The organism is Ruegeria sp. D3 (genome assembly GCF_056534465.1).
Genome location: NZ_JBQFPK010000006.1, coordinates 57,303 through 77,002, shown reverse-complemented (window position 1 = coordinate 77,002; position 19,700 = coordinate 57,303). Strand labels below are relative to the sequence as shown.

The 19,700-nt window shown below is 57.4% G+C and carries 17 protein-coding genes and 1 pseudogene; 11 read left to right on the top strand and 7 right to left on the bottom strand.

Going from position 1 to position 19,700, the window contains the following annotated elements; translation table 11 throughout:
• The first annotated feature begins 5 nt into the window (after nucleotides 1–5).
• Together ACR0DX_RS10520 and ACR0DX_RS10515 are read left to right on the top strand one after the other, a co-directional pair.
• Nucleotides 6–1,400, top strand: a complete 1,395-nt coding sequence (locus ACR0DX_RS10520) for a bifunctional enoyl-CoA hydratase/phosphate acetyltransferase (protein ID WP_170355137.1) — start codon at nucleotides 6–8, stop codon at nucleotides 1,398–1,400.
• On the top strand, nucleotides 1,393–2,562 hold the full coding sequence (locus ACR0DX_RS10515) for an acetate/propionate family kinase (protein WP_170355136.1): 1,170 nt from the start codon (nucleotides 1,393–1,395) through the stop codon (nucleotides 2,560–2,562). Before ACR0DX_RS10520 ends, ACR0DX_RS10515 begins: the two co-directional genes overlap by 8 nt.
• Here ACR0DX_RS10515 and ACR0DX_RS10510 read toward each other — a convergent pair whose 3' ends face one another.
• From ACR0DX_RS10510 to ACR0DX_RS10480, 7 genes and pseudogenes are all read right to left on the bottom strand, one after another.
• The gene (locus ACR0DX_RS10510) at nucleotides 2,563–3,033 is read right to left on the bottom strand and encodes a phage holin family protein (RefSeq protein ID WP_170355135.1); all 471 of its coding nucleotides are present in this window, start codon (nucleotides 3,031–3,033) and stop codon (nucleotides 2,563–2,565) included.
• 10 nt (nucleotides 3,034–3,043) lie between these two features.
• On the bottom strand, nucleotides 3,044–3,289 hold the full coding sequence (locus ACR0DX_RS10505; RefSeq protein WP_170355134.1) for a hypothetical protein: 246 nt from the start codon (nucleotides 3,287–3,289) through the stop codon (nucleotides 3,044–3,046).
• 96 nt (nucleotides 3,290–3,385) lie between these two features.
• The gene (locus ACR0DX_RS10500) at nucleotides 3,386–4,051 is read right to left on the bottom strand and encodes a D-lyxose/D-mannose family sugar isomerase (RefSeq protein ID WP_170355133.1); all 666 of its coding nucleotides are present in this window, start codon (nucleotides 4,049–4,051) and stop codon (nucleotides 3,386–3,388) included.
• 15 nt (nucleotides 4,052–4,066) lie between these two features.
• Entirely contained in the window at nucleotides 4,067–4,993 is a 927-nt protein-coding gene (locus tag ACR0DX_RS10495) for a carbohydrate kinase family protein (protein WP_170355132.1), read from the bottom strand.
• Nucleotides 4,994–5,019: 26 nt separating this feature from the next.
• Nucleotides 5,020–6,009, bottom strand: a complete 990-nt coding sequence (locus tag ACR0DX_RS10490) for a glucokinase (protein ID WP_480846169.1) — start codon at nucleotides 6,007–6,009, stop codon at nucleotides 5,020–5,022.
• A 42-nt stretch (nucleotides 6,010–6,051) separates the two neighbouring features.
• Nucleotides 6,052–7,353, bottom strand: a pseudogene (locus tag ACR0DX_RS10485) (GH1 family beta-glucosidase); the annotation flags it as partial.
• 2 nt (nucleotides 7,354–7,355) lie between these two features.
• Nucleotides 7,356–8,387, bottom strand: coding sequence for a substrate-binding domain-containing protein (locus ACR0DX_RS10480; RefSeq protein ID WP_170355130.1), 1,032 nt, complete (start codon nucleotides 8,385–8,387; stop codon nucleotides 7,356–7,358).
• A gap of 215 nt (nucleotides 8,388–8,602) precedes the next feature.
• Between ACR0DX_RS10480 and ACR0DX_RS10475 the strand changes: the two genes are divergently transcribed.
• The 9 genes from ACR0DX_RS10475 (at nucleotide 8,603) to ACR0DX_RS10435 (ending at nucleotide 19,700) form a co-directional block, all read left to right on the top strand.
• Entirely contained in the window at nucleotides 8,603–9,871 is a 1,269-nt protein-coding gene (locus ACR0DX_RS10475) for an ABC transporter substrate-binding protein (protein WP_170355129.1), read from the top strand.
• A 63-nt stretch (nucleotides 9,872–9,934) separates the two neighbouring features.
• Complete coding sequence (locus tag ACR0DX_RS10470; RefSeq protein WP_480846053.1) at nucleotides 9,935–10,942, top strand: carbohydrate ABC transporter permease; 1,008 nt, start codon at nucleotides 9,935–9,937, stop codon at nucleotides 10,940–10,942.
• 4 nt (nucleotides 10,943–10,946) lie between these two features.
• Entirely contained in the window at nucleotides 10,947–12,095 is a 1,149-nt protein-coding gene (locus ACR0DX_RS10465; protein WP_170355127.1) for a carbohydrate ABC transporter permease, read from the top strand.
• 9 nt (nucleotides 12,096–12,104) lie between these two features.
• Nucleotides 12,105–13,760 (top strand): alpha-glucosidase, encoded by a 1,656-nt coding sequence (locus ACR0DX_RS10460; protein WP_170355126.1) that lies wholly within the window; start codon nucleotides 12,105–12,107, stop codon nucleotides 13,758–13,760.
• Nucleotides 13,761–13,763: 3 nt separating this feature from the next.
• A complete protein-coding gene (locus ACR0DX_RS10455; protein WP_170355125.1) occupies nucleotides 13,764–14,852 on the top strand; it encodes an ABC transporter ATP-binding protein in 1,089 nt (362 codons plus the stop codon).
• A gap of 314 nt (nucleotides 14,853–15,166) precedes the next feature.
• The gene (locus ACR0DX_RS10450) at nucleotides 15,167–16,291 is read left to right on the top strand and encodes an extracellular solute-binding protein (RefSeq protein WP_170355124.1); all 1,125 of its coding nucleotides are present in this window, start codon (nucleotides 15,167–15,169) and stop codon (nucleotides 16,289–16,291) included.
• A gap of 115 nt (nucleotides 16,292–16,406) precedes the next feature.
• Nucleotides 16,407–17,519: an ABC transporter ATP-binding protein gene (locus ACR0DX_RS10445; RefSeq protein ID WP_170355123.1), complete on the top strand. Its 1,113-nt coding sequence runs from the start codon at nucleotides 16,407–16,409 to the stop codon at nucleotides 17,517–17,519.
• 10 nt (nucleotides 17,520–17,529) lie between these two features.
• Nucleotides 17,530–18,450, top strand: a complete 921-nt coding sequence (locus ACR0DX_RS10440; RefSeq protein ID WP_170355122.1) for an ABC transporter permease — start codon at nucleotides 17,530–17,532, stop codon at nucleotides 18,448–18,450.
• On the top strand, nucleotides 18,447–19,700 hold the full coding sequence (locus ACR0DX_RS10435) for an ABC transporter permease subunit (protein WP_170355121.1): 1,254 nt from the start codon (nucleotides 18,447–18,449) through the stop codon (nucleotides 19,698–19,700). The genes ACR0DX_RS10440 and ACR0DX_RS10435 overlap by 4 nt, the downstream gene beginning before the upstream one ends.

Here is a 19,700-nt window from a genome sequence, read left to right as displayed (position 1 = left end):
ACAGAATGAAAATCCTCGAAAATCGAACGTTTTCGCAACTGGAAGTTGGCGATGAGGCGCAATTGACCCGACTGTGTACAGTCGACGACCTGTACGCGTTTGCCTCGGCATCAGGTGATCATAATCCGTTGCATCTGGCGGCTTATGATGGCGATGGCGACGGTCGGCCCGAAGCGGTCGCACCTGCGTTGTGGCCTGCGGGCCTGGTGGCGGCGGTGTTGGGAAATATTCTGCCGGGCGCAGGGACGCAGACCCGACGTGCAGATCTGAGCTTTCATGTTCCGGTCTTGGCAGGGGATGAGCTGACGGCCTTTGTTACTGTCGCGGAAAAGCTGGAAGACGGCGATCTGATCTGCACAACCGAAGTGCACCGCGTTGGGGACAATATTCTGGTCCTCAGCGGAAGTGTTCAGGTAACGCCACCCGCCCAACACATGGAGTTCGATTCGGTCGAAGTTCCGGGTCTTGTTGTTCAGCGCCATCGCCATTTCGACGCGCTGTTGGAAAAGGCGCGCCCGCTTGATCCGATGCCAACAGCGGTTGTCGCCCCCGAGGATGCCAATTCGCTTGGCGGTGCCTTGCTGGGCCATGCTAACAACATCATCACGCCCATACTTGTGGGGAACCGAGGCAAGATCGAAGCCGCTGCAGCCGAACTGGGTGCCGATTTGACAGGTATCGAGATCGTTGAAACCGCCAGCCATGGGTTAGCTGCGCATAAGGCAGTAGACCTGGTGGTCGAAGGAAAGGCGGAAACCTTGATGAAGGGGTATCTACATACAGATGAGCTGTTGCACGCGGTTCTGCGTCGGGAAAAGGGGCTGCGGACCGGGCGGCGACTGTCGCATGTATTCGTTATGGACGTACCGGGCATGTCGCGGCCGATCATGGTAACGGATGCCGCAGTCAATATCGCGCCTGACCTCGAGACCAAGGCGGATATCGTCCAGAACGCAATTCATCTGGCGCACTCGATAGGGATCGAAACCCCGAAAGTTGGGGTGTTGTCGGCGGTTGAAACGATAAATCCTCATATGCCCTCATCAGTAGACGCAGCGCTGCTGTCCAAGATGGCCGAACGGGGTCAGATCACAGGTGGTCTGGTCGACGGCCCTCTGGCGATGGACAACGCGGTTGACCTGAACGCGGCACGGACCAAAGGTATTACGTCCGAGGTCGGCGGCGCTGCGGATATTCTGGTCGCTCCGAATATCGAGGCCGGAAATATGGTGGCGAAACAGCTTACTTTTATCTCTCATGCCGAGGCCGCCGGCATTGTTCTAGGGGCGGCAGCGCCCATTATCCTGACGTCCCGGTCAGACGACGACGAGTCGCGCCTGGCATCTTGTGCAGTGGCAGCGCTGCACGCCAATGCAACCAAAGGCAAAATCCATGGCTAACCATGTTCTGGCGTTGAACGCCGGCTCCTCTTCGCTCAAGTTTGCGCTGTATGAACTGGTGGATGACAATCGCCCCAGTACGCGGTGGCGTGGACAGATTGAACGCTTGGGCGACGCGCCGCGTCTGCTGGCGCAATCCGCTGGTGGGCGGTCGATAGACCGGCCTTTGAGCAATACCAAAAACCATGACGAAGCAATCCATGCGTTTCTGGAACTGGCGCAGGAATATCTGCCTGACATTCAGGTCCGTGCGATCGGGCATCGCGTGGTGCATGGGGGCACCGTATATTCCGAGCCTGTTCGCATCGACGACGCTGTTATTGATACTCTCAGCAGCTTTATCCCCTTTGCGCCGCTGCACCAACCATACAGCCTTGCGGGTATTCGTGCCGCCAGCGCGGCTTTCCCCAACACGACGCAGGTCGCTTGTTTCGATACCGCCTTCCATCGTACGCACCCGTGGGTCAATGACACCTTCGCGCTGCCGCAAAGCTATTATGACAAAGGTGTGCGTCGGTACGGCTTTCACGGACTTAGCTATGACTACATTACACAAAAGCTGAAAGAGATCGCACCGGGTCTTTACGATGGCCGGGTGGTTATCGCGCATTTGGGCAACGGTGCTTCGATGTGCGCGGTGTCCGGAGGGCGTGCCATTGCATCGACTATGGGGTTCTCGGCGTTGGATGGTTTGCCTATGGGGACGCGCAGCGGGCAACTGGACCCCGGTGTTGTGCTTTACATGATGCAGCAAGATGGCCTGTCTGCCGATGAAATCGCCGAAGTCCTATATCGCAAGTCAGGACTTTTGGGTCTTTCAGGTATTTCTTCGGACATGCGGACTCTGTTGGCCGCGGATACGCCCGATGCGCACAAAGCCATTGACTATTACGTGTTCCGCATCCGTCGGGAGTTGGGCGCGTTGTCGGCCGCGCTGGAGGGGATTGATGCACTGGTCTTTACCGGTGGTGTTGGCGAAAACTCAGCCCCAATTCGGCAAATGGTATGTGATGGGATGCGGTGGATCGGAATTGATATGGACCACGCACGCAATGCAGATGGCGGTACAGTTCTGTCGACCGATTTCAGCCGAGTCCGAATTCTGTCGATCCCAACGAATGAAGAGATGGTGATCGCGCGGGCCGCTGCAGCGATGATGTAATCAATCTGCTTTCGTTTTGCGGTTCCGCGCGTACTTGAGCGCGGAACCCAACAGCGCACTGACGATTTCTGGCGTCAGCGCGCCTATTGGATCGCGCCGGACGCCCGAGACAACATTTCGCGCTTCGGTTAGGTTTTCTTTTATTTCAACCTCAATGTCTTGCAGGGCCATATCGCGCAGCTCGACGGCTGCGGTTGTATCCGTCGACGCAGTCATCGAGTTCGCGATCAATGCCAGCAAGACGGCGAGTACCAGATTGAGCCCGGCCAGAATAAGAGCAGCCACAGGTTTGGTCAGCGTCGCCGAAAGCCAGAAGAAACCGGCTATGTTCAGCATCACTACAGCCAGACCGATGGCAAATCCTGCCGCGGCGTAGATGCCGGTTCGTTTCGCTGCGACAGCAACCTGCCGTTGCGCAATCAGGCGTTCGGCGCGCAGGATGATCGAAATATTTCGGGAAATGCGGCTCATGCGTGGTCTCCTACCGGGAACGGCCCATCAGGTAGCCAACCGCGAAGATTCCGATGGCAAACATAATCGATTTCTTATGAGGGATATCCTCAAATTCCGTCAGCACCTCGTCAATCTGCGAGGTCCATTGATCCAGTGTGTCCGAAATCTGTTCGGTTACGCTTTCGCTTTTGGCAGGGTTTTCAGTCTGGGACCTATCTTCCAGTTGTCGACGGAGCTCCGCAACTTCTGCTTCCAACTCGGCTTTTGTTACCATCCTCGGGCCCTTTCACCGCTGACATACTATCACAGCTTTGCAGTGCGCCTGAGAATGATACCGAGTTTTTCCGTTTAGTAAAACGGACTTATGTGGCTAGTAGTCCGATACCAGCAAGAAGTCAGGCGCAACATCTTCTTCGATCGTTGCAAAACGCGGGATAGGGTCTTCGAATACATTGTCCGTGCGGTCGTCGTTAACTGTGGAGACCTCGCCGATCAAGCAGTCGCCCTTTTCCGCCCAGAAGGCGTGCCATATCCCGGGCATTAGCGTAACGCTTTCTCCAGGTTGCAGGCGCAATAGCTCTCCGGGTTTGATGGTTACAGGACAACTGTCGCTGGGGACGACGACAGGGTTGTCACGGTCAATACTGCCATCCGGGTCCGACGCATAAATCTCCATCACAAGATCGCCGCCGCCGCGGTTGATGATGTCTTCGGCCTTGATGATGTGGCGATGCATCGGCGAAAGCTGTTTGTCGCGAGACACCAACAGCTTTTCGGCATAGAGCATCCCCCGGCCTTTATTCAGATCGGTCACGTCGCCGTTGCGCAAGGTGAAAAGGAATAATCCCAGCTCATCAAACCGGCCTTGCCCGTAATCGGTGATATCCCAGCCCAAACTACGGTCTCGAATCCCTTGCGCATCATCGCTGCGCATACGGTCAGGCGACCACGTGGCGAACGGAGGCAATACAGCCCCGAAAGAGTGAATGAATGCCTCTGCTTCGGATTTGATGGAATTAATTTCAGATCGTTTCATCTGTGCCTCTTCAGCTCAAAGCTCATGCGCCCATGGTGGGTTTGCTCCGGCGCGTGATACGGTGATCGCAGCAACCTGTGCCCCTTTGATGAGGGCCGCGCCTAGCGTATCAGTTGTGAGATGGCGTACGGCTGACTTGGTCAAGTGACCGGATTTCTGCAACTCTGCAAGAACGCCCGCATTGAACGTGTCGCCAGCGCCGACCGTATCGACAACTTCTACCGGGTTGGAGGGTGTCGATATTTCTGTTCCGTCTGCCAAATAGCCCGAAGCCCCATCGCTGCCTTTCGTTACAATCAAGGCGGTAGGTCCGTCTTGTAGCAATCGCCGGGCTTTGTCAGCGGTACCTTTTTGTCCGGGAAGAATCCAATCAAGATCCTCGTCCGATACTTTTACAATATCCGACTGCGATATCATCCGGTTCAACCGCGTTCGATACCGTGACTCATCCTTGATGAAGCCCGGCCTGATATTAGGGTCCAGCATAACGGCGCGGTTAGAACCATGCTGCTCCAGAACTGAAGCGTAGGCATCAGCGCAGGGTTCGCAAGCAAGACTTATCCCGCCAAAATAAAGGGCCGTAACACCGGCCAACTGCGGCGGCATGTCTTTGGGCATCAGCATTCGGCCCGCTGTGTTTTCGTCGTTAAACGAGTAGGTCGCGTGGCCGTTTTTCAACTGTACGAATGCCAAAGTCGTTGGACGATCCGAGCGAATGACATGCGTCTGATCTACGTGGCTGTTGGTTAGGGCGTCGACAAGCTGATCGCCGAACATATCGCGGGACAAACCAGTGAGCATTCCGACCGATGCGCCCAAACGACCCAACGCGATGGCGGTATTGAAGATCGCTCCGCCTGAATGGGGGACAAAGCCCTGTGCCCCGTCGGTGGTTGGGGTAGGGATCATGTCGATCAGCGCTTCACCGCAGCACAGGATCATGCCGGGACCTTTCCAGTTTGGCCGCGTCAGGCCATCCGACGCGCGAGCGCACTTTTGCAGAAATTGTTAGCGCCAACAATGCCAAATTCATCCTGTTCCGAGACATAAAGGTTCATCGACCGGCGCAATTCACTAAACCGCCCCCCTGCGTTGAAGGCGTCTCGGAAGGCGTCCTTGAACAACCAACGGTTCTTTTCAGCCACGCCGCCTACCAGAAAAACACCGCCCGCAGGCATCATGGTCACAGCCATATCGCCCATGACGGCCCCCAAGTGTGTGGTAAACATATGGGCCGCGCGTACCGCATGAGGGTCTGTTTGAGCCTGCGCGTCTTGCAGGATATCCTTTGCAGGACGGGTTTCTGCGTTGGTTTGACCGGCCGCGAGTTGGATGGCTTGGTAGAGGATGGGCAGGCCGGTGCCGCTCAGGAACATCTCGGCTTCAAGGGTCAGCGAGTCGTCAAAGAAACACTCGGTCGCGACCTCGCGGGCGGCGCGAAATACTTCAACCTCGTCAGCGTGGCGCGGTGACAGGCCTACATGGCCGCCTTCGCCAGATGCCGTATGATAGTGCCCCTCGGAATAGAGCAGCGACCCAACCCCGAGGCCGGTGCCCGGCCCAACGACCAAACGGGTGCCGACCGGTGGGGTTTCCGCACCCTGCAACACTTCGACGTCACCGGCACCGATTTCGGCCACAGACCACGCCGCTGCGGTGAAGTCATTGATCACGAAGGTATGCTGCGCGCCGGTCGCACGACCGATGTCGTCCTCAGACAAATCAAGCTGCGCGTTGGTCAGTCGGATCGTACCATCTCGCACCGGGCCCGCCCCCGCGGCGACAACAGCGCGTGGATCGGTGCCAATCTCGTCGCGCAGGCTGTGAAACGCCTCAAGCAGTTGCGGCAGCTGACCCGTTGGGTATTTGCGCAGGTCGGTGAGTTTCCCGTTTGAGATAACTCCCAACCGGGTGTTGGTCCCGCCGATATCGGCAACCAGATTCCAGTGTTCATGCATGGCTCCGGCGGGTTGTGCCAGGGGGACAGAGACTTGTGCACCGGCGAGGGCAGTTTTCACCGCCTCAAAGGACGCTTTGGGTGTCCGCTCCATCGTATCGAAATCCACATCAACCAGACCAAAGCGCTTCTCGTAGCCAAGGGCCCATTCGTAGTTGTCCAGCAGCGACCAGATAAAATAGCCTTTGACGGGCACATCCTGATCCAACGCGTCTTTCACAGCGGCCCAATGCTGGTTGAGGTAGTCGATCCGGTCCTCATCCTGCTGGCGCTCAGAGCTGGCCATGCCATTTTCGGTCACATAGATCGGCAGATCGCCGGTATATTCTCGAGCGGCCCGGGTAAGGAAACGTGTCAGGGCAGAAGGCTCAATCTCCCACCCCATTTGAGTTTTGGGCAGGGGGCCAGGGACCTCTTGCAGGCTGGGCCAGGCGGTGTCGGCGGGCGCGATCAGTTTGCGGGTGTAGTAGTTCAGCCCGCACCAGTCGACCGGCGCGCCGATCGTGTCGAAATCATCCTGCCACCCGGTTGGCAGATAGGGTTCCAACCCGTCCAGAACATTTTGCGGATAGGCTTTGTCGAACACGCCGCCCAGAAAGAACCGGTTGTAGATACCGTCATACAAGTCGGCCGCCTTACGCGCCTCGGCGCTGTCATCGGCGGGTTCGGCCCATTCCAGATTGAACACCGCGCCCAGATTGGACATGCCCAGACCGCGCATCGCCTCGATCGCTCGGCCATGCGCCAGCAGAACATGATGCATCGCGCGAGCCGTCGCGCGGATATCGCGCAGGCCAGGAGCGTGGTGGCCGTCGAAATGGCTCAGCCAGCTGACGCACCAGGGTTCGTTGATGGGGGCAACACTGAACATCCTGTCGCCGATGCGGCCCATGATGACCTCGGTGAAATCGGCGAACCATCCGGCAATATCCCGGTTTCGCCACCCGCCCAAATCCGCCAGCGGCGAGGGCAGTTCCCAATGATAGAGCGTCGCACAGGGGCGAATACCGCGTTCCAGTAGCGCATCTGTCAGCCGGTCGTAATAGTCCAACCCGGCTTCGTTAACCTGACCGCGTCCTTCTGGCAAAACCCGTGCCCAACTGGTTGAAAAGCGATAGCAATCAAACCCCGCTTCGCGCACCAGATCAAAGTCCTGATCGAAACGGTTGAGGTGATCGCAGGCGAGGTCTCCGTTTTCGCCGCGCACCACGTTGCCGGGCGTGTTCGCAAACGTGTCCCAATGGGTCTGACCTGCGCCACCCTGCGCGTGGCCTTCGATTTGATAGGCAGAGGTTGCGACACCAAAGAGGAAGTCTTTGGGGAAATCAGCACGGGTATATTTCATGTTCAGAACCTGTCAGGAGCGGGGCCGGTCGAGCCGCCAACTACCAGTTCGGCCTCCAGCAATCTAGTTTTAACCGGGTCGTCCGGTGTTTTGATCCGGTCAATCAGCATTTCGGCGGCGATCTCCCCAGCCTGCCTGACCGAGGATCGCGTTGCAGTAAAGATCGGTACGTCCTGTCCATTCTTGAGATAGGAAAGGTCGTCATCATGCGCGATGACCGATACATCGCGACCCATTTTCAGCCCAGCCTCATTCAAGGCGCGCCGCACCCCAATGGCAGAAATCATTGACGAGACCAATATTGCCGTCGGGGGGTTATCCAGTTGCAGCATGTCGCGGGCTTCGTGATGGCCGTAAACCTCGGTCATCTCGGCGCTGCGCATCAGGGCGGGTTCGGGCGTCAGATCAGCTTCTTGCAGAGCCTGCAGATATCCTTCGCGGCGACGTTGGGCGAAATCCATATCCTCTAACCCATTGATCAGCGCGATACGTCTATGCCCCAGATCAATCAGAAATCGGGTCGCCCTCAGGAATGAGCTTTTGTTGTTCACATCGACCCAGTCATACGGCACCTCGATCCCGGTCGAGCGGCCATGGACGATGAACGGAACCGCCATGCGGGTCAAAACCTCGATCCGGTGTTCGTTGACCTTGGGGCCTTGCAGAACGACCCCGTCGACAGCGCCGCGTTGGAACAAGTCCCGATAGGTGCGTTCGATCGAGGTATCGTCGGCATTGGTGAACATCATGTCATAGCCATGCGCGCCATAGGTCCGAGCGGCCCCCGCTACAAAATCCCCAAAGATCGGGTTCACCATTTCATGTTGCGCTGAGCTGGGAATCACATGCCCGATCACCATAGAACGCCCCGTGGCCAGCCCTTTGGCGCGGCTGTTCGGACGGTAGCCGTGTTTGGTCGCCGCAGCCTGAACCCGCTCTCGCGTGGCTTCGTTCACCTCGGGGTATCCGTTCAGCGCGCGACTGACCGTTGTCTGCGAAAGACCAAGGATTTCTGAGAGCTGCTTTAGGTTCATTTAGCTTCAAAGCGCCTTCAAATTGGTGGCAAAACTGTTGTGAGTCGGTTTTCCTATTGGGTCAACCTGTTTCTACATACCGTGTGTTTTATTAATTTTTTGGCGAATTTCAAACCCAATATTGACAGAACTTGAATGTTAGCGGATAAAGCCCGTCATTCAAAGCGCTTTGAAAATTGAGTCTCACGGGCGCGACAGAGTTGGGAGGAGAATTCATGAAACACTCGCTTTACGCAGGCGCGGCAACGTTCGCCCTGATGGCGGGCGCGGCGCATGCCGACAAGGTCACGGTGTTTGGCCCCTGGTTGGGGCCGGATCAGGAAAATGTCGAAAAGGTGCTGGACGGCTTCGCTGCCGCGACCGGGCATGAGTACGCCTATGTCGGCTCGGACAGTTTCGAACAGCAGATCCGCATCGACGCGGAAGCAGGATCTGCCCCTAACGTTGCGGTTTTCCCGCAACCCGGTCTGGCAGCGGATATGGCCAAATCCGGATTCTTGACGCCTTTGGCAGATGGCACATCCGATTGGATTCGCGACAATTACGCTGCAGGCCAATCCTGGGTCGATCTGGGGACTTACGCAGGCCCGGATGGCGCAGACAATCTTTACGGATTTTTCTACAAGGTCGATGTGAAATCGCTGGTCTGGTATGTTCCCGAGAACTTCGAGGACGCCGGGTACGAAGTGCCGACCACGATGGAGGAACTCAAAGCTCTGACGGACCAGATTGTGGCAGATGGCGAGACGCCTTGGTGTATCGGTCTGGGGTCTGGTGGAGCGACCGGCTGGCCCGCGACCGACTGGGTTGAGGACATGATGCTGCGTACACAATCGCCCGCGGACTATGACGCCTGGGTCGCAAATGAGATGAAGTTCAATGACCCAAAGGTCATCGCGGCGATCGAGGAATTCGGAGCCTTCGCTCGCAATGACGACTATGTCGCCGGTGGGGCAGGGGCTGTGGCCACAACCGATTTCCGCGACAGTCCCAAAGGCATGTTCAGCTCTCCGCCGCAATGCTATCTGCACCGTCAGGCCTCGTTCATCCCGGCATTCTTCCCGGAAGGTACGGTCGTGGGTGAAGATGCGGATTTCTTCTACTTCCCGGCCTATGAAAGCAAGGACTTGGGCAGCCCGGTTCTGGGTGCGGGCACGCTTTGGGCGATCACCAATGACAGCCCCGGCGCTCATGCTTTGATCGAGTATCTGCAGACCCCCGAAGCGCACGAGACCTGGATGCAATTGACCGGGTTCCTGACACCGCATAAGGGCGTTGATACCTCGCTGTTCTCGGACCCGACGTTGAAGAAGATGAACGACATCCTTCTGGGTGCGACCACTTTCCGGTTTGACGGGTCTGACCTAATGCCCGGCGGTGTTGGCGCAGGGACGTTCTGGACCGGCATGGTCGACTATGCTGGCGGGGCCTCGGCGGAAGAGGTTGCCAACGAAATCCAATCCTCCTGGGACGCGCTGGACTAAGCGTTCCTGATCGGGCAACCCGCTGGTTCGGGTTGCCTGCCACCGTCGCAAGGGAGACGCGGCATGCATCCGGCATTACAGGGCCTGCTGACCATCGCCATCGGCGTGTCAGGGTGTGTGGGCTATTTCTACCTCTCCAACCAATTTCTGGACAAAGTGCTTTTCCCGGCGCGCGGCCCGAATGCAGGGCGCAATATCAACCGCGCCAACATGATCCGCCCGTGGCTGTTCCTGTTCCCGGCGTTGGCGGCGTTGGGCCTGTATCTGGCCTATCCGGTGGTCGAAACGCTGCGCTTGTCCCTTACGGATCGGGTACCCGGTGGGGGCTATGAATGGGTGGGCCTGGAAAACTACATCCAGATGGCGAATGAGCCCAAATTCTGGGAAGCCATGCGCAACAACATGTTCTGGTTGATCATCGTGCCGGCGATGTCCACCGCTTTGGGTCTTTTGGTTGCGCAACTGACCGACCGCATTCGTTGGGGCAATATCGCCAAGTCGCTGATCTTCATGCCGATGGCGATTTCTTTTGTGGGTGCATCGGTGATCTGGAAGCTGGTCTATGACACTCGGCCGGCCGAACAGGATCAGATCGGGATGCTGAACGCCCTTTACATTTTCTTTGGCGGGACCGCGCCGCAAACTTGGCTGACTATCCCGTTCTGGAACAGTTTCTTCCTGATGGTCGTCCTGATCTGGATACAAACCGGTTTTGCCATGGTGATCCTGTCCGCGGCCTTACGTGGCATCCCCGAAGAAACCGTCGAGGCCGCCATTCTGGACGGCGCCAACCCGTTCCAGATTTTCTTCCGTATCAAGGTGCCGCAGATCAAGACCACCATTCTGGTCGTTTGGACCACGATCACCATCACCGTGCTCAAGGTCTTTGACATCGTCTTTGCCATGACCAACGGCCAGTGGGAGACACAGGTTCTCGCCAACTACATGTATGACAAGCTGTTCCGCGCCAATGACTGGGGTGTGGGGTCGGCCTCGGCCATGGTGATTATGCTGCTGGTCACTCCGATCCTGATCTGGAACGTGCGCAACGCGCGCAAAGAGATGGAGTGAGGCCATGAGCGATATTGCAGGAACCAAACCGGCGCTGCGCTGGGTCGTCCATGCCTCGGTCATATTTCTGGTCGTGCTTTGGGTTGTGCCAACACTTGGGCTGTTGATCTCGTCTTTTCGCACGGCTGATCAGATTGCCACAAGCGGCTGGTGGAAATCGCTTTTCCCGTCCGAACAGAACCTGACTTTGCGGTCCGCCCCGCCGGACACACAGGTTCTGGAAAACGGGGTTTACGTGATCGAAGGCAACCTGTTTGACGCGGGCACAACGGCTACGATCTCTCAATGGGGTGTCAGCTCTCGGGCCGTGGACGCATTTGTTCCGGGTGACACTGCTGAGCTGCGCCGGGGTGGTACGATTACCGTGGACGCGCAAGGCAACTACCGGATGGAGAATTCGGAAGAATTTACCGGCAGCCGGGGCGCCCGTGTGTTCGTGACCGCAGAATTGCCGCCCGAGTTCACGTTGGCCAATTACCACAAGGTTTTGTTGGCCGAAGATTCCTCTGACAGCATGGGGCGGGCGTTCTTCAACACTTTGACTGTGACCATCCCTGCGACGATCATTCCGATCTTGGTGGCCGCCTTTGCGGCCTATGCGTTGGCGTGGATGGATTTCCCCGGCCGCGCCCTGCTGATTGCTGCCGTAGTTGGATTGTTGGTGGTGCCGTTGCAACTGGCGCTGATCCCACTTTTGAAATTCCACCTCAATATCGGGATCGGGAAAGGCTATCTTGGGGTTTGGATGGCCCATACCGGCTTCGGGATGCCGCTGGCAATCTACCTGCTGCGCAACTACATGGCTGGCCTTCCCCGAGACCTTATCGAAAACGCGCGGGTCGACGGAGCGACCGAGTTTCAGATCTTCACCAAACTGATCCTTCCACTGAGTTTCCCGGCGCTGGCCTCTTTCGCGATCTTCCAGTTCCTGTGGACTTGGAATGATCTGCTGGTCGCCAAGGTCTTTTTGATCGACGCGTCGGGTCAGACCACCGTCATGACCAACCAAATTGTCGAGTTGCTGGGCACGCGGGGCGGCAACTGGGAAATTCTGGCCACGGCGGCGTTCGTGTCGATCGCCGTACCGCTGATCGTTTTCTTCGCAATGCAAAAATATCTGGTCCGGGGCTTGCTGGCCGGATCCGTCAAATAGAGGCTTCTGATGAACGTGCAGAACACTGTGGACACAACCAAGGTAACCCAAGCAGCGTCCGATTGGTGGCGCGGCGGTGTGATCTATCAGATCTATCCCCGCAGCTTTCAGGACAGCAACGGCGACGGAATTGGCGACCTGAAAGGGATTACTCAGCGTCTGGGCTATATCGCCTCGCTTGGGGTCGATGCGATCTGGATATCACCGTTCTTCAAATCTCCGATGAAGGATTTCGGTTATGATGTCAGCGATTACCGCGATGTCGATCCGATGTTCGGAACGATGGCTGATTTCAAAGAGCTTCTGGATCGGGCGCATGGGCTTGAGCTGAAAGTGATGATTGACCTTGTATTGTCGCACACCTCGGATCAGCACCCGTGGTTCAGTGAGAGCAGGTCCAACCGCGAAAACGAAAAGTCCGATTGGTATGTCTGGGCGGACCCGAAACCGGACGGAACGCCGCCAAACAACTGGTTGTCAATCTTCGGAGGCTCGGCCTGGCAGTGGGACTCGCGGCGGTTGCAGTATTATCTGCACAACTTCCTGACTTCGCAGCCCGACTTGAATTTCCATTGCCCAGCGGTTCAGGATGCCTTGTTGGATGTGGCTAGGTTCTGGCTGGATTTGGGCGTAGATGGGTTCCGGCTGGACACGATCAACTTTTACTTCCACGACAAGCAGCTGCGCGACAACCCCGGCCTGCCGATGGATCAACGCAACGCCTCGATTGCGCCGATGGTGAACCCCTACAACCATCAGGATCACCTTTTCTCCAAAAGCCAGCCTGAGAATATCGCCTTCCTCGAACGGCTGCGCGCGCTGACTGATGAATATGAAGGCCGCGCCTGTCTGGGAGAGGTCGGCGACGCGCAGCGCGGGCTTGAGATCATGGGCGAATACACCACCGGCGATAAGCGGATGCACATGTGCTATGCCTTTGAGTTTCTGGAAAAACGCGCGCTGACGGCGACTTATGCCAAACAGGTTTTCGATCAGTTAGAGGACAAGGCCGGTGATGCGTGGCCTTGCTGGGCCTTCTCGAACCACGACGTTCAGCGACACGCGACACGTTGGGGATTAAGCGACGAGGCCGTTCGACAGCACGCGGTTCTGATGATGTGCCTTCGCGGCTCTGCCTGCCTGTATCAGGGTGAGGAACTGGGCCTGCCCGAGGCCGATGTGGCATTCGAAGACCTGCAAGATCCCTACGGCATCGAGTTCTGGCCAGAATTCAAAGGCCGCGACGGATGCCGCACGCCGATGGTCTGGACCGCGCAGGACGAGCAATCGGGATTTAGCGCCGGTCGTCCTTGGCTGCCCGTCAGCCCGCTGCAAGCCGAGCGCGCGGTAGACAGGCTGGAACAGGACCCGAACTCGATGCTGCGCCACTATCGTCGCGCAATTGCGCTGCGGCATGCGCATTCGGCACTGATGTCTGGGGAGCAGATGCAGATGACCCAAATCGGTCCTGTTCTGACTTTTCTGCGCGACGCGCCGACCGAGCAGGTTTTCTGCGCCTTCAACCTGGGCTCGTACCCGGCTGAGGTCACTCTGCCGGACGGAAAATGGCACATAATCGGGGAGGAGTTGGGCAGCGTCGACGGGGAAGGGGCATTGTCCCTCGACGCTGCGCAATTCTGTCTGCTGGCGCGGGACAAGGGGTAGGTTATGTCTGAACTCAAACTCACGGACGTGGCCAAGACATATGGTCATGTGGATGTTCTGAAGAACATCAATCTGGACATTGACCGGGGCGAGCTGATCGTTTTCGTCGGCCCTTCGGGCTGCGGTAAGTCCACCTTGCTACGTATGATTGCAGGGCTGGAGAAGATCTCGGGCGGGACGCTTGAGATCGAAGGGCAGGTGATGAACGATGTGCCCCCGGCGCAGCGCGGCATTGCGATGGTGTTCCAAAGCTATGCGCTTTATCCCCACATGACCGTGCGCGAGAATATGGCCTTTGCCCTCAAGATCGCCAAAATGCCTGCGGCGGATGTGGATGCCGCTGTCGAACGCGCCGCGCGTATACTTCAGCTTGAACCGTTTCTGGACCGTTTGCCCAAGGCTCTGTCCGGGGGGCAGCGTCAGCGGGTTGCCATTGGGCGGGCCATTGTGCGCGATCCCAAGGTCTATCTGTTCGACGAACCGCTTTCGAACCTCGACGCGGCCCTGCGTGTTGCGACGCGCATTGAAATTGCGCGCCTGAAAGAGGCGATGCCCGACAGCACAATGATCTACGTGACCCACGATCAAGTTGAGGCCATGACACTGGCCACTCGGATTGTTGTTCTGGCCAACAAGGGTATCGCACAGGTTGGTACTCCGTTGGAGTTGTATGAAACACCCGACAATGAGTTTGTCGCGCAGTTCATAGGCTCTCCGGCGATGAACCTGTTGCCAGGTGTCATCGTGCAAACTGGTTCCGAGACGGTGGTTGATCTGGATTCAGGCGGAACGGTTACAAGCAGTATCGCGACCCAAGAGCAAGACATTGGCAAGCAGGTCAATGTCGGCATCCGGCCCGAAGACTTTGTACCCACCGATGAAAACCCTGCGTTCGAAGGCGTTGTCGATTTCACAGAAGCATTGGGCGAGGTGACTTTGCTGTATTTCGAGAGTCGTAAAGGCGCCGAAGCCGTCATTGCCAAATTGCAAGGGATTCAACGCGGCAAAAGAGGGCAAACAGTCGGAGTCTCGGCTAGCCCTGAGAAAGTTCACTTGTTCCATGATGGCAAAAGCATGCGCGCAACATCCTGATTCTTCTGGAAATCACTAAAGCAATCTCATATCTGGTTTTGCCTGCTTCACTCGACATGTAAGCGGGTCTGCTCCGTTTTGCCTCATTTATCGGCATGTGGATCAAGCGGCATATTTTTAACGTTTCTGCGATTTTGATGTTTTTCAAGCCAGAGCCGTGCATTTGCTGAATTGCGCACAGGATCGTGCAAGAGAGCAGCGCAAACTGGACCTATGAAAACTGATAACTGTCACTTTTGGACTGACAGAGGTCTCGCAAAGGTCTAGCGTGTAGACACAAAAACAAAAAACTAATGAAAACGGGAGATACAACTATGACTGAATTCAAGACCCTGTCCCGGCGGACAGTCCTGAAAGGCGCTGGTGCGGCGGCGCTGGCTGCCCCGCTTTATAGCAAAAGCGCGCTGGCCTCGTCGGGTGAAATCAACATCCTGATGTGGTCGGACTACCTGCCGCCGTCCTTCCTGCAGGAGTTTGAAACCCTGACCGGAATCAAGGTCAACTATACTGGTATTGGTTCGAACGAAGAGATCATCAACAAGATGAAGGCCACCAAAGGCCAGGGATTTGACATCGTCTCGCCCACCAACAACCGGTCCTTGCAGTGGGAACCGCTGGAGCTGTTGCAGCCCTTCGACATGAACAAGGTGCCGATTGATCTGGTGAACCCGGCGATGGCCGCAATTGGCACGGATGCGTGGAACTTTGGCGATGCGGGCGTGCATTGGCTGCCGCATATCTGGGGCACCGAGGGCATTGCCTATCGCACCGATCTATGGCTGCCCGAAGGCGATGCGCCGTCTTATGGCGATGTATGGTCCGAGGAGAACGCGGGCAAAACCATGGGTCGCGCGCATTCGATGATGCTGGGCGCAGGTCTTTACATGGAACGTTCGGGTGAGATGGAGCCGGGTTCGGTCTGGGCCGCTTATGGTGACGAAGACACCATGCGCAAGGTTTGGGGCCAGATCGCCGACTGGTGCATCGAGCGCAAGAACCGGATCAAGCTGATCTGGAATGACGCGGATACTCAGAAAAACGGTCTGCTGAACGAAGGTGTTGTGGTTGGTCAGACTTGGGACGGCCCACCGCTGGCGCTGAAATCGGCAGGCGAGCCTGTACACTACCAAGCCCCTGTCGAGGGTGCGATGGCCTGGGTTGACGGTATGTCGATTCCGACCGGTGCGACGAATATCGATCAGATCTACGCCTTCATCGACTTTGCTTATCAGGCGAAGCCGGCTGGTGTGGCGATCGACAGCCACGGCTATAACTCGCCCGTTCTGGGTGCCGATCAATATTCGGGCGACACCTACAAGAAGAACTTTGCCGAGGCTTATCCGGGCGACTCGCTGGCCAACCTCAACCCGTGGCCGGCTGAGGCACCGTGGTACGCCGAAACCCGGACTGAGTTCGTCAACAAGTTCAAAAGCGCCTGATCGCTTTGAAACGAAGCCCTCCGCGATGTCGCGGGGGGCCATCCATCCGTGCGCTTTGGCGTGACGGACCCAATATCGGTGTGGTCCCCATCCGCACCAGACGGAGATACCTAAAATGAGTGCAGGGGTCGGTGTAGATCTGGAAAACCTGTGGATTCGGTTCGGCGATTTCGTCGCCGTGCGGGATGCTAATGTGAACATCAACGGGGGGGATTTCTTTTCGTTCCTTGGCCCCTCGGGCTGCGGCAAGACGACGATCTTGCGGGCTGTTTCCGGCTTTCTTGATCCCAGCGAAGGCAAGGTTCTGATCGGTGGCAACGACATGCGCGGGATCGGCCCGAACAAACGGCCCACTGCACTGATCTTCCAGAACCTCGCGCTGTTTCCGCTGATGAAGGTCTGGGAGAACATCACCTTTTCCATGGAGATCAAAGGCGCCAGCGCGGCGCAGCGGCGCAAGCGGGCGGATGAGTTGCTGGATATGATCGCGCTGCCGGGGCAGGGCGACAAGCTGCCCAGCGAATTGTCTGGCGGTCAGCGCCAACGCGTGGCTATCGCACGGGCGCTGTGCGCCGAGCCCGACGTGCTGCTGCTGGATGAGCCGCTCTCGGCGCTGGACCTGAAGCTGCGCCAGCATATGCGCACCGAACTGCGCGAGATTCAGCAACGTGTGGGGATTACTTTTATTTACATCACCCACGATCAAGGCGAGGCGCTGACCATGTCCGACAACATCGCCGTGATGCGGGCGGGTGTGATCGACCAGATTGCTGACGGCAAGACGATTTACAATGACCCAAACACGGCTTTTGCGGCCTCGTTCGTTGGGGAAAACAACGTGTTCCGGGGCAAGATCAAGCAGGTCATGGGGACCGAGGCGGTGATCTCGACCAATCGCACCGGCGATCTGGTGGCGCGGATTTCCACCGCCAATCAGGGCAAGATGCGCGAAGGGGATGAGGCGATGATGTTTGTCCGGCCCGAAGCCTTTGCCATCGCCTCAGACGATGCGCCGGGCGATCACTGTGTCTCGGCGCGTGTGAAGCATGAGGAGTTCGAGGGCAACGTCTTCAACATCTTCACCGAAGGTGAGGGTGGCAAAGAGATCAAAGTGTCCCTGCCCAATGTCGGGCAATCCTTTGAGGACCACACAGGCCAGACCATCCGGTTGGAATACGAGACCCGCAACGCGGTTCTGGTTCCGGCGGGTGAGCTGGCGGCGGAATAGGGGAAATCACATGCCCCGTTTCCTGAAAGAATTCTTCAACCGCAACGGCACCGGCATGGGGCTGGCGATTCTGGGTCTGGTGATCTTCTGGACCATCGGTCTGATCATTTTGCCTCAGTTGTCGATGCTGGATTTCTCGTTCCGGCCCAACCTGCCACCGCCTGAGATTGGCGGGCCCAAGGATGTCTACACGCTGGAGAATTATAAATACCTGATCTATGGCCCCGAGGGTGGCAGTCAGGATTACAACGCGGTCGATTTGCGCGTATTCTTCCGCACCTTGCTGGCTGCGGTCTGTGTGACGATCTTCAACCTGATCCTGTGCTACCCCATCGCATATTATCTGGGGCAGTCCAAAGGCAGCCACATCCGCATCTTTGCGATCATGCTGATCATCCCCTACTGGATTAACGAAATCCTGCGTGCCTTTGCTTTGCGGATTATCTTTGGCGAGACAGGTGTGCTGAATACCTTGTTCATGGGGCTGGGCATCTGGGATACGCCGTTTGACTTTATCCGCAACGATATCGCGCTCTATGCAGGGCTTGGTTATGCCTACATCCTGCTGATGATCTTCCCGATCTATAACGTGATCGAAAGTCTGGACCACAATCAGATCGAGGCCGCGCGGGATCTGGGTGCGCCCTGGTGGCGTATTCACTGGCGGGTAGTTATTCCTTACGCCAAGCCGGGGATCAGCTCGGGCTGTACGATGGTGTTCATGCTGTCGGCCGGTGCGCTGGCCGCGCCGCAGATTCTGGGCGGGCCGTCCAGCTTGTGGTTCACGCAGCTGATCTATCAGCAGTTCAACGATAATAATGACTGGCCGCAGGGGGCCGCCTACGCCATCGTGCTGCTGGTGACCTGTATCCTGTTCGTGCTGGCCGTGATGCGCCTGTTCAAGGTGAATATGGGGGATATCGGGAAATGAACCTGTCCTTCCTGCGTATTAGCATCTGGGTCTATCTGGCGATCTTCTTCCTGTATCTGCTGGGCCCGCTGGTGATCATGTCAGTCACAGCCTTCAACTCGTCCGCATTCCCACGGATGACCCCGTGGGAATGTCTGACCTTCCAGTGGTTCGGAGAACTGTTTCAGGATCAGCGTATCCTGAATGGCATCAAGAACTCGCTGATCATCGGGGCCGGTACGGTGGTTTTGTCGGTTGCGATGGGGCTGGCGGGGGCGCTGATGCTGACCCAAATCTGGCCCAAGCTGCGCGCGACTTATTACACTATCATCATCGCGCCGATCCTGATCCCCGGCGTTGTGCTGGGGATTTCGACACTGGTGTTCTGGGACCGGATCAACCGGATGCTCGGGCTGGGTGCGGATAGTGTCCTGTCGAACGGGATTTTTCTGACGGTGATCGGCCAGTCCACCTTTATCGCCAGCTATTGTATGCTGGTTCTGGTGGCGCGTCTGCAGCGGTATGACGTGGCCTTGACCGAGGCCGCGCTGGACCTTGGCGCGACCCATGCACAGGCATTCCGCAAGATCCTGCTGCCCTTCATGCGTCCGGCGATTGCAAGCGCCGCAGTGCTGGCGTTTCTTGCATCGTTCGAAAACTATAACACCACCACTTTCACCTTTGGCGAATACCCGACGCTGACCATCGAACTGGCTCAAAAGGTGCGGTACGGCATCACGCCTTCGATCTCGGCTTTGGCCTTTATCATCGTGGCGCTGACTGTGTTCTTTGCTCTGCTGAACGAGGCCAAGCTGAAACGGCAGGAGCTGGTGGCCGCCGCGCGCAAGAACGCTACGGTCGAGGAATTGGCGGGCAAGATCAAGTTGCCCAGCTTCTTCGCGGGCAACGTGGCGGCCCTTTTGGTGGTTGTCTTCGGCGTGGCCACGATCACCGTGGTTGGCACCGCGACAGCCTATAACCCTGCGCAATGCATCGCCAACGTCAAAGAGCAAAAGCAGCTTGAGGCAGAGCAACGTATTCAAGAACTGCGGAAGCAACGCGAAGAACGCCGCAAACAGCGCGAAGCGGAAGAGGCCGAACAGGGTGGTGCGCAATCAACGCCGAAACCGTCAAACAACAGCGGGTTTGGCAATGTGTTTGCACCGAACACGTTGGGCGGAGGCGACGAGGAGTCGAGCTCGGAGCCGCAGCCGTCGACAAACGGTGGGTTCGGCGGGGCCTTTGATCCGAACAGTCTGAAGACAGACTAG